Consider the following 7,652-nt stretch of genomic DNA (forward strand, 5'->3'; position numbering starts at 1 on the left):
ATTCGGAATACGGTTCGTTTCAGAGACCACGGACCGCCTGACGGCGTGCCCCCACCAGGGCACGCCCTTTTTGTTGCCGCCTTCGCAGGCAGATCGACGGCGAAGGCACGCTGATCTTTGACGAATCTTTGGGGCGGCCGGCTTTTTCGAAGCAGGCCGGGCGAACTTCCTGGGACCGTGGAACGTTGCCGCGCCACATCCGTCGCTCAGAGGATTCGCTTTCATGCTCGTTCGTCACATCGTCGTGTCCGGTTCCATCCTCCTCGGCCTGTCGGGCGCCGCCCTCGCGCAGACCTCGCCGGTCGCGCCCGGTGCACGCTCGCCGTCGGCCCCCATCGTGGCGCCGCAGTCCGGCTCGACGGGCGCGCCGAACGCCACCACGATCTCGCCCAACGGCAACCCGGCCGACACGATCACCACGAATTCGTCCGCCGGCGGCAATGCCGGCCAGCCCTCGCGGGCCATCCCGCAGGGCGGAGGCAGCAACAAGTAAGCAGGATGTCGCCCGGCGGGCCGTTCCCGCCGGGCTCTCGACGAGGCCGCCCTCGGCCCAGCCGATCCCTCACCGCGCCATCCGTTCGGATAGCTAGAGCCGGCGGATGCGCGGCGCGGCCTGCTCGTCCAGCATCAGAGCCGTGAGGGCCCAGACCAGGGCATCGAGCCGGTCGGGCGAGGCGCCGCTCGACAGGCCGTCCTGTCCGAAATCGCACATCTCATCCTCCAGGGCCGGCAACGGCCCGACATGGTGGACGAGGCCGCGGGCGTAGAGCAACGAGACCGGCTCCGCCCGCAGGTACTTGCCCCGGTGCGCCCGCACGGAGACCACCGGCACGCCCGGATCGCATTGGGCGAGGACGGCCGTGGCCATCTCGCCCCCCTGGTTGACCTCCACCACGAGGGCATCGGCTTGCAACCGGTGGTACAGGGCGAGGGCCGACGCCGCCCAGGCCTGGGGCGTCGCTCGGGCGAGGCTCCCATCGGCCAGCACATAGGCTCGCTCTCCCTGGCGCCCCACGGCGACGATCCCGCACGAATCCGAGCGCGCGCCCGAACTCGCCGGGGGATCCACCGCGACGACGATCCGCGACAGGTCCGGCGCGGACGCGACCCGGGCCGCCTCGATCGCGTCGCGGGCCCAGAGGGCGTCGGACCGGTCAGTGATGAGTTCGCCGTCGAGCTCCTGGCGGCCGAGCCGGGTGCCGGCATAGCGGCCCACCACCGCCGACAGGAAATCCGGGGCGAGGTTCGCCGCATTGTCGTTGGTGCGGGCGCGGGTGACGACGGTCCGGGCGTCCGACAGCAGCCGGCGGATCAGCGGGATCGGCCGGGGCGTGGTGGTCACGAGGCTCCGCGGCCGCGTGCCGAGGCGCAGGCCGAACTGCAGCATGTCGAATGCGGTCTCCGCGTCACGCCACTTGGCGATCTCGTCGCACCAGGCTGCGCCGAATTGCGGTCCGCGCAGGGAATCCGCCTCCTCCGCGGAGAAGGCCTGCGCCACCGCCCCGTTCTCCCACACGAGGCGACGCCGGCTCGGCAGCCATGTGGGCCGCTTCCGGTGGGGCCGGGGCAGGTTGAGCAGCCCCGATTCCCCTTCGATCATCACGTCGCGGACGTCGTGGAAGGTCTCGCCCACCAGGGCGATACGGCCCACCGCCTCGGCCGTGAAGGCCGAATCCCCGCGCGCGAGGGCATCGACCCATTCGGCGCCGGCCCTCGTCTTGCCGCAGCCGCGACCGCCGATCACCGCCCAGGTGGTCCAGTCCCCCTCGGGCGGTAGCTGGTCCGCCCGCGCCTTATGCAGCCAATCCCCATCGAGGCCACGCACGAGGCCCGGGGGCAGGTCAGCCAGGAACTCGGCCAGCCGCCCCGCCCGCGTCAAAGCGATCAAAGCGTCGCGCGATCTCCGCCCGGACCCTCTCCAGGTCGGCATCGACGGCATCGGGATCGGATCGGGCCTGCTCGTCACGAGGCTCCCCCTCCCCTTCGCTGCCGCCGGAACCGAGATCGTCGAGGAGCCGCTTGAGGCCGCCCAGATCCCGGAGAACCTTCGCCGAATCGAATCCCGCCGGCGGCATCCCGCAGAGCGCCGCGTCGAGCGCTTCGATCTGCCGCCCGATATGGGCGCGCAGCCGCGCCCGCAGCGTCCGCACATCCGCGACGCGCTGCTCCACCCCTGGGCCTGGGCCGAAACCTTCCGGCACCCCTCCCTCCGTCCCGGCTGGCATGCGGGCCGCCCGCTCCGGGCCGGCGTGGCCGAAGGTGGCGAGCAGGACAGGCGCCGCCGCCCGGGAGAACCCGGCGGTTTCGGAGACGTCGGCCGGGTCGATCTCCGCCACGCTCAGGATCCTGGCCGCGGCCTCGCGGCGGCCCTTGGGCCAGGCGGCCAGGGTACTCGGCCGCGGGCAGGGCGGACGCACGCCCGTGCGGGCGTTCCATCCCTCCACGGTCTGCCGGGAGACGCCGATCCGCCGCGCGATCGCGTCGATGGACAGGTTCGGATCCTGAAGGAGGGTTTGCGCCAGGGCGCGCACCTCTTGTGCCTGGGCGCGCCTTTCGGCCGGCCGGCCAGCTTTGCGGTGCATCGGCCGCCCCCACACTTCTTGAGCGTGCGTTTCTTCTACCGAACCACCGTCGCGCAGTCAATGATAAAAATCATATCGTTAGTTTTTTTTCTTACGACACCTGCCGTGGCCTCATGTCCGGTGTGCGGAGCCGGAACGGCGCCACCCGCGGCACGTTGACCGGCGCGTTCCCTTCGGCCACCGATCCCGATAGCGCATATGAGTAGAGCATGGGCGAACACCCATCATCGGCTGGAAGGAGTGGATCTGAGGTGTCGGACGAGGCGGGCGCAGCGGCCCTGAGCGACACCTTCCGCCGGTTTGCGGACGTGGTTCCCCTCATGCTGTGGCGGTCGGACCAGCACGGTCACGCCGTCCATCACAACGAGTGCTGGCTGGAATTCACCGGGCGCAGCCTGGCGGAGGAGCTCGGCCAGGGCTGGCGGAAGGGCCTCCACCCGGAAGACTTCGATCGTCACGCCCGGATCGTCGCCAAGGCCCTCGAAGCCCGCGAGCCGTTCACCGTGGAATTCCGGCTCCGCCGCCACGACGGGGTGTATCGCTGGCTGCTCGACACGGCCCGCCCCCTGGTCGAGGAAGGTGAGTTCCTCGGCTATCTCGGTTCCTGCTTCGATATCACCGACAGGAAGCATGCCGAGGAGCACATCGAACATGCCCTCGCCGAGAAGGAGGCGCTGCTCGCGGAAGTCTACCACCGGGTGCGCAACAACCTTCAGGTGATGGTGAGCCTGATCGGCCTCTACGGCCGCGCCGCCCCCGATGCCTGCCGCGGCAGCTTCGAAGCCCTGGGGCAGCGGGTTCGGGCGATCGCCCTGGTGCAGCAGCACCTCCATGAGGCGCCGCACATCGCCTCCATCGACCTGCGCGACTACCTTCGCCGCCTCGCCTCCGGCCTCGGTCAGCTTCGCCGGGCCGGCCGCATCGGCGTGCAGGTGAACGGGACAGGCAACGGCCTCGTCGAGCCCCGCACCGCCAATGCTCTGGGCATGATCGTCGCAGAGATCGTGGCGGAATGCCTCGATGCCACCGCCGAGACGGTCGCCTGCTCCATCGCCATCACCATCGAGGCGCCCGCCGACGAGCCGATCACCGTGGCGGTCGTCTCCAATGTCACCGACGTGGCGGAGCCGAACCGTCCGAACGTGCCCAAGCTCGGGCCGCGCCTTATCGCGGCCTATGCCGCCCAGGCCGAAATCGTGGCGTCCGGCGAGGCGACGCCCACGGACCCGCTCCTCCTGCGGCTCCCCCAACCCCGCGCCGGAAGCGACGCGTGACGGGGGCCACACGCCACCCCTGCCCGCCTGACCCGTCGGGGCGGGCCCCCTCCGGACCGTCCGAGCATGCTGCCGCCGATCAACACCATCATCGAGAACTTTGAGATCGTCGAGGACGAGCACATGCGGCTCGAATACCTCATCGAACTCGGTCGCGCCCTGCCGCCACTGCCGGAGAACCTGCGGACCGACGCCAACCGCATCCACGGCTGCGAAAGCCAAGTCTGGATCGATATCGCCGTCGAAGAGGCAGACGGAACGAAGCGGCTCGCCCTCCAGGGCTTCAGCGATTCGTTCATCGTCCGCGGTTTCGTGGCCCTGATGATCGCGCTCTACAACGGCAAGACGCCCCGGGAGGCGGCCGAAATCGACGGGCTGGACCTGTTCCGGCAACTGCATTTCGGCGGGCACGTGACGTCGAAACGCTCGAACGGCGTCCGCTCCATGGTCGACCGCATCCATCACGACGCCGTGCGCCTCGCCGCCTGAGAGAACAGCGGTCCGTCCCCGCCAGCGGAGACGGTCCGGACAGGCGGGACCGTCCGACGACGTGCCCCGTGGTCAGGCCCGTTCCCGCCAGAGGCGCAGGCGTGTCCGTTCGGGGCCGACCGCCTCGCGCTCGAGGCCGTAATGCTCCGCGAGCCGGGCCAGGGCGATCCGGGCGACGACCTTGGCCGAACGCGCCGGCCAGCGGCGCTCCGTTTCGATCCGCTCCAGGCCCTTGAGGAAGCCGCATAGGTCGAGGAGCAGGTCCGACAGGTCGGTGCCCACCGCCTTCAACGCCGCACGCACCCGCTGACGGGCCGCCACCGCCGTGTCGGAGGCGCCGGCCGGGTCCCTGGCGCCGCCGCCGTCCACCCGCTGCTGCGACCAGTCCATTCCCATCTTCGGCAGCATCAGGGCCTGGGCGATGTCCCGGCGGAGGCGCTCCCCGGCCTCGTACTCCACCGGGTCGATCATCGCCCGCCCGTCCCGGTCCCGGCGGCGAGCCATCCAGGCCAGGGGGCTCTCCCCGGCATCGCGCAGGGGCGGCTCGCCCTGACCCCGTCCCCGCACGGTCTCGAGATGCTGCGCCCGGAAGGGATCGACATCCCCTCCCTGCTCCCGGCGCAACCGGGCGAGGCCTGCCGTGGCGATGACCATACGCCCATCCCCCTCCGCGACGACGAGGTCGGCCGCCAGAAGTTCATCCCCGGCCTTGAGGGAATAACGCCCCCCGGCGACGGAGACGTCCGCTGCGCGCCGGCGGACGATCAGCTCCTCGCCGTCGAACGGATCCCGCCGGGCATCCGAGCCGGGGGCGGCGAGGACGGCCATCAGCCTGAACGCCTCGGAGGTGAGAACCGGGCCTGCGCTTCGCTCCGGGACAGCCTGGCGCCGGGGCATCGCTCGTCCGGCCGTGCCGCGATCGATGGCCCGCCCGGCACTCGTGCCACGCCGCGACCGCTGGAAGACCGGTTTATCCGCTTGCATGTTCATGATTTGTTCCAGGCTTGCTGCGCAGTGACTCGCCCGGAAGAGAGGTAACAGAAAATAATCTTATGTCAAGAAATTAGGCCTGATCTGTCCACAGCCGCCTGGGCTCACCGGGCCGGACGGGTCGGCGGCTTGCGGAGAACTTCGACGATCTCCTCTTCACCCTTGCCCCGCACCTCGTATCCCATGGCCTCGAACCGGTCGGTCAGCGGTCCGCTCGTCGCGGCCGAACGCGCGGCCCATTCGGCCAGGAGACCGTTGACCTTTTCCAGGTCGTCGGCCGGATGATCCTCTTCGGTGTCGGGATGTCGCGACATCGAACCTCCTCGGGACGAGCCGGCGCCTCGGGCGGCGCCGGTCGGTCGAGGTCCTAACGCGGCACCGGGCGATGCGGTGCCGCGCCGTCATTCAACTCTTCCGGCGCCCCACCGCCCCTGCCCCAGCCGGGGCGGTGGGGCGCCGTCGGATCAGGCCGCCTGCCCGAACGTGTCGCGCGGCTGGCCCAGGCCGATGGCCTTCGCTAGGTTCGAGCGGGCCTGGGCATAGTTCGGGGCCACCATCGGATAATCCGGCGGCAGGCCCCACTTTGCCCGATACTGCTCGGGGCTCATGTTGTACTTGGCGCGCAGATGGCGCTTCAGGGATTTGAAGCTCCGCCCATCTTCCAGGCAGATGATGAACTCGTCCGTCACCGATTTCTTGACCGGCACGGCGGGTTCGGGCGGCGCCGCCGTCTCCTTCACCACGATCTTCCCGGTCGCGACGCCGACCAGGGCCCGGTTGATGGATTCGATGAGCGGAACCAGCTCCTCGGAAGGAAGCGGCTTGTTCCCGACGTAAGACGTCGCGATCCTCACCGCCATCTCCACGCGCCCCAGCGCGACCTGATATCTTTCCATGATCAATCCCCCATCTTTCAGTCCGTTCGACCCATATTGTTCTTCGTTCGCGTGCTTTTTTCTTGCACGTTCAATCCTGGCAAAGCTCCCCCCGCTCACGGCGCCCGACATCTGCGCGAAGCGACTTCGGATTCCTGTCGGCACGACACAACGATAGGACTTATGATATTGACACCCGGTCCGCAAGTCTCGATCTTAGTGAAATCGCCGGATTGTCTTCTTTCATAGAATATCTCTAAGCGTACATTAAAGCATCTATAGTGGAATATTTCTCGTCAATACGATCATGAGTTGCTTTAGCGCCCGATTGAGGGGCGGCTTGCTTCCGCCCCGCGCACGCGTCACACCCGGCCGATGCAAACCGAGACGGAGCTGGCCCAGATGCTGAAGGGAAAGGGCGGGGAAGCCCCCGTCGCCGAGATCCGCCCGTCGCACGTCACCGTCCACGGGCGGACGCTCGTCGATGACTATGCGTGGTTGAAGGCCGCGAACTGGCAGGCCGTGCTGAAGGACCCGGCGGCCCTGCCGGAGGACATCGCAGCCTATCTGCGCGCCGAGAACGCCTTCACCGATGCGGCGCTAGCCGGCACAGCGGACCAGCGCAAGCGCCTCGTCGGGGAGATGCGGGGCCGGATCCGTGAGGACGACAGCGGCGTCCCCGAGCCGGACGGTCCCTTCGCCTACTACACCCGCCACCGGGACGGAGGGCAGCACCCCCTCGTCTGCCGCCGGCCGACGGGTCCGGAGGCGCCGCTCGGCCGCGAAGGCGAGGAAACCATCCTCATCGACGGGGACCGGGAGGGTGAGGGACTGCCGTTCTTCGAGATCGCCTCGGCCGCCCACTCGGACGATCACCGGCTGCTGGCCTGGGGGGCGGACACCAAGGGCTCCGAGCTGCACGCGATCCGGGTGCGCGACCTCGCCACGGGCGAGGATGCCGCCGACCTCATCGAGGCGACGTCCGGCGAGGCGGTGTGGACCGCGGACGGGAGCGGCTTCTGGTATGTCGCCCTCGACGCGAACCACCGCCCCGCCCGGGTGATGTTCCACCGCCTCGGACAGCCGCAGGCGGCCGACGAGACGGTCTATATCGAGCCCGATGCAGGCTACTTCGTCCATATCGGCGAGACGCAGTCGGGCCGTTTCCTGGCGGTGACGGCGAGCGACCACGAGACGTCGGAGGTGCGCCTCATCGACCGGTCGGCCCCCTCGGCGCCGGTGCTCCTCGTCCAGCCCCGCGAGCCGCTGCTGATCTACTCGGTCGACGACCACGGGGAGAGCCTGTTCATCCGCACCAACGCGGACGGGGCCGAAGACTTCAAGATCGTCACCGCGCCCCTGAGCAATCCCGGCCGGGAACACTGGCGCGATCTGGTGCCCCATCGTTCGGGGGTGATGATCCGCCACCTGCACGTGCTGGC

9 protein-coding genes are annotated in these 7,652 nt (G+C 69.4%); 4 read left to right on the plus strand and 5 right to left on the minus strand.

All coding sequences use genetic code 11. The features are described from left to right. The first annotated feature begins 223 nt into the window (after positions 1-223). Positions 224-493 carry an immunoglobulin domain-containing protein gene (locus MFF22_RS20905; RefSeq protein ID WP_238252285.1) on the plus strand — a complete coding sequence of 90 codons (270 nt, stop codon included), beginning with the start codon at positions 224-226 and terminating at the stop codon, positions 491-493. Between the two features lie 93 nt (positions 494-586). On the opposite strand, the gene MFF22_RS20910 is transcribed toward MFF22_RS20905, so the two are convergent. Beyond that, positions 587-1,879, minus strand: a complete 1,293-nt coding sequence (locus tag MFF22_RS20910; protein WP_238252347.1) for a DNA-packaging protein — start codon at positions 1,877-1,879, stop codon at positions 587-589. Next, positions 1,842-2,582 carry a hypothetical protein gene (locus MFF22_RS20915; RefSeq protein WP_238252287.1) on the minus strand — a complete coding sequence of 247 codons (741 nt, stop codon included), beginning with the start codon at positions 2,580-2,582 and terminating at the stop codon, positions 1,842-1,844. The genes MFF22_RS20910 and MFF22_RS20915 overlap by 38 nt, the downstream gene beginning before the upstream one ends. A gap of 209 nt (positions 2,583-2,791) precedes the next feature. Between MFF22_RS20915 and MFF22_RS20920 the strand changes: the two genes are divergently transcribed. Continuing rightward, positions 2,792-3,856, plus strand: a complete 1,065-nt coding sequence (locus tag MFF22_RS20920) for a sensor histidine kinase (protein WP_370877490.1) — start codon at positions 2,792-2,794, stop codon at positions 3,854-3,856. 66 nt (positions 3,857-3,922) lie between these two features. Continuing rightward, positions 3,923-4,345: a SufE family protein gene (locus tag MFF22_RS20925; protein WP_238252291.1), complete on the plus strand. Its 423-nt coding sequence runs from the start codon at positions 3,923-3,925 to the stop codon at positions 4,343-4,345. 72 nt (positions 4,346-4,417) lie between these two features. Here MFF22_RS20925 and MFF22_RS20930 read toward each other — a convergent pair whose 3' ends face one another. From MFF22_RS20930 to MFF22_RS20940, 3 genes are all read right to left on the minus strand, one after another. Further along, positions 4,418-5,242, minus strand: coding sequence for a DUF6456 domain-containing protein (locus MFF22_RS20930; RefSeq protein ID WP_238252350.1), 825 nt, complete (start codon positions 5,240-5,242; stop codon positions 4,418-4,420). 197 nt (positions 5,243-5,439) lie between these two features. Then, positions 5,440-5,649 (minus strand): hypothetical protein, encoded by a 210-nt coding sequence (locus tag MFF22_RS20935; RefSeq protein WP_238252293.1) that lies wholly within the window; start codon positions 5,647-5,649, stop codon positions 5,440-5,442. 150 nt (positions 5,650-5,799) lie between these two features. Further along, positions 5,800-6,231 (minus strand): Ros/MucR family transcriptional regulator, encoded by a 432-nt coding sequence (locus MFF22_RS20940; protein ID WP_238252352.1) that lies wholly within the window; start codon positions 6,229-6,231, stop codon positions 5,800-5,802. 381 nt (positions 6,232-6,612) lie between these two features. On the opposite strand from MFF22_RS20940, the gene MFF22_RS20945 reads away from it, so the two are divergent. Continuing rightward, positions 6,613-7,652, plus strand: a 1,040-nt coding sequence (locus MFF22_RS20945; protein WP_505744235.1) for a S9 family peptidase, incomplete at its 3' end; no start/stop codon positions are given.

Source organism: Methylobacterium persicinum (assembly GCF_022179525.1).
Classification (GTDB): Bacteria; Pseudomonadota; Alphaproteobacteria; order Rhizobiales; family Beijerinckiaceae; genus Methylobacterium; species Methylobacterium persicinum.

Excerpts from the sequence above, each read along its gene's own strand:
- MFF22_RS20905 (WP_238252285.1), top strand. The coding sequence starts at position 224 with ATGCTCGTTCGTCACATCGTCGTGTCCGGTTCCATCCTCCTCGGCCTG.
- MFF22_RS20915 (WP_238252287.1), bottom strand. The coding sequence starts at position 2,582 with ATGCACCGCAAAGCTGGCCGGCCGGCCGAAAGGCGCGCCCAGGCACAA.
- MFF22_RS20920 (WP_370877490.1), top strand. The coding sequence starts at position 2,792 with ATGGGCGAACACCCATCATCGGCTGGAAGGAGTGGATCTGAGGTGTCG.
- MFF22_RS20925 (WP_238252291.1), top strand. The coding sequence starts at position 3,923 with ATGCTGCCGCCGATCAACACCATCATCGAGAACTTTGAGATCGTCGAG.
- MFF22_RS20930 (WP_238252350.1), bottom strand. The coding sequence starts at position 5,242 with ATGCCCCGGCGCCAGGCTGTCCCGGAGCGAAGCGCAGGCCCGGTTCTC.
- MFF22_RS20935 (WP_238252293.1), bottom strand. The coding sequence starts at position 5,649 with ATGTCGCGACATCCCGACACCGAAGAGGATCATCCGGCCGACGACCTG.
- MFF22_RS20940 (WP_238252352.1), bottom strand. The coding sequence starts at position 6,231 with ATGGAAAGATATCAGGTCGCGCTGGGGCGCGTGGAGATGGCGGTGAGG.